2 protein-coding genes are annotated in these 2,346 nt (G+C 38.4%); one reads left to right on the forward strand and one right to left on the reverse strand.

Features of this window, described 5'->3' with window-relative positions:
- Window positions 1-1,089: hypothetical protein (locus tag LIR34_RS17410; RefSeq protein WP_276193477.1), on the reverse strand; the 1,089-nt coding region annotated here is incomplete at its 3' end.
- Between the two features lie 371 nt (window positions 1,090-1,460).
- Between LIR34_RS17410 and LIR34_RS17415 the strand changes: the two genes are divergently transcribed.
- On the forward strand, window positions 1,461-2,346 hold an 886-nt coding region (locus LIR34_RS17415), incomplete at its 3' end, for a hypothetical protein (protein ID WP_000340939.1).

Below are 2,346 nucleotides of genomic sequence, written 5' to 3' on the forward strand. Positions count from 1 at the left end.
TGCATAGTACCGAGAAACTAGTGCGAAGTAGTGATCAGGTATTGCTGTTATCTGATGAGTATACGTTGTCCTGGCCACGGCAGAAGCACGCTTATCGCTCCAATTTCCCACAACATTAGTCAACTCCGTTAGGCCCTTCATTGAAAGAAATGAGGTCATCAAATGTCTTCCAATGTGAGATTTTGGGCCATTTTTTATAGCAAAGATTGAATAAGGCGCATTTTTCTTCAAAGCTTTATTGTACGATCTGACTAAGTTATCTTTTAATAATTGGTATTCCTGTTTATTGCTTGAAGAATTGCCGGTCCTATTTACTCGTTTTAGGACTGGTTCAGAATTCCTCAAAAATTCATCCAAATATACAAGTGGATCGATCCTACCCCTTGCGCTAAAGAAGTATATGTGCCTACTAACGCTTGTCTTTGTCTCTGTCACTAAACACTGGATTATTACTCCCAGATACTTATTTTGGACTAATTTAAATGATTTCGGATCAACGTTCTTAATATCGCTGAATCTTCCACAATTGATGAAAGTAGCTAGGAAGAGGAATTGGTATAAAGTTTTTGTTTTTGTAAATCTCGAAGTATACTCAAACGAATTTAGTATTTTCTCAGTGATCTCCCAGATGCTTTCACCCTCACTTAGAAGTGCTTTAAGCATTTTTTTACTGTGGCTATTTCCCTTATCTGCTTCTTCCGATGATTCGAACTGTAATTGCAAACTACTTACAATATCAGTGATATCAGATTGATGTTTTTGTCCATAGTAAGGAATAATTGTAAATTCCCAAGCAGGAATCAATTTCTTTAATGAGGCTTCCAGAATTGTTGCTTTTTGCGTCTTGTATTTAAACTGGAGTGATTTATTGACAATATCGAAACTCAGCGAATTGCTTATGATAGTATTATAGCTCATGAATGTGGCTCTCTTGATTGCTGTTCCGTTATGTGTAATCATCCAACATAAATAGGTTAGTTCAGCAGCACATAATGCTATTTTCTCACCTGAAGGTCTTTCAAACCTTTCCACAAACTGACGAACAAGCACCTTAGGTGGTGTTTTACATAATATATCAAATTGTGGCATGCTTAGCGCCGATCTTGTGTGCAATTGATATCTAGTTTCAACTACTCTATTTATCTTGTATCTTGCAGTATTCAAACACGCTAACTCGAAAAACTAACTTTAATTGTCCTGTTTGTCTCGCGTTCTTTCGAAAAATGCACCGGCCGCGCATTATTTGTACTGCGAAAATAATTGGTACTGCGGTATCTTCATTTCATATTTTAAAAATGCACCTTTGCTGCTTTTCCTTAATTTTTAGACGGCCCGCAGGTTCGTTTTGCGGTACTATCTTGTGATAAAAAGTTGTTTTGACATGTGATCTGCACAGATTTTATAATGTAATAAGCAAGAATACATTATCAAACGAACAATACTGGTAAAAGAAAACCAAAATGGACGACATTGAAACAGCCAAGAATCTGACGGTAAAAGCACGTACAGCTTATAGCGTCTGGGATGTATGTCGGCTGTTTATTGAAATGATTGCTCCTGATGTAGATATTGATATAGAGAGTAAACGTAAGTCTGATGAGCTACTCTTTCCAGGATATGTCATAAGGCCCATGGAATCTCTCACAACCGGTAGGCCGTATGGTCTTGATTCTAGCGCAGAAGATTCCAGCGTATCTTCTGACTCCAGTGCTGAGGTAATTTTGCCTGCTGCGAAGATGGTTAAGGAAAGGTTTGATTCGATTGGAAATGGTATGCTCTCTTCACAAGAAGCAAGTCAGGCTGCCATAGATTTGATGCTACAGAATAACAAGCTGTTAGACAATAGAAAGCAACTATACAAATCTATTGCTATAATAATAGGAAGATTGCCCGAGAAAGACAAGAAGAGAGCTACCGAAATGCTCATGAGAAAAATGGATTGTACACAGTTATTAGTCCCACCAGCTCCAACGGAAGAAGATGTTATGAAGCTCGTAAGCGTCGTTACCCAATTGCTTACTTTAGTTCCACCAGATCGTCAAGCTGCTTTAATAGGTGATTTATTCATCCCGGAATCTCTAAAGGATATATTCAATAGTTTCAATGAACTGGCGGCAGAGAATCGTTTACAGCAAAAAAAGAGTGAGTTGGAAGGAAGGACTGAAGTGAACCATGCTAATACAAATGAAGAAGTTCCCTCCAGGCGAACAAGAAGTAGAGACACAAATGCAAGAGGAGCATATAAATTACAAAACACCATCACTGAGGGCCCTAAAGCGGTTCCCACGAAAAAAAGGAGAGTAGCAACGAGGGTAAGGGGCAGAAAATCACGTAATACTTCTAGGG

It is taken from the genome of Blautia sp. MSK17_66, assembly GCF_020538025.1.
Taxonomy (GTDB): domain Bacteria; phylum Bacillota; class Clostridia; order Lachnospirales; family Lachnospiraceae; genus Blautia_A.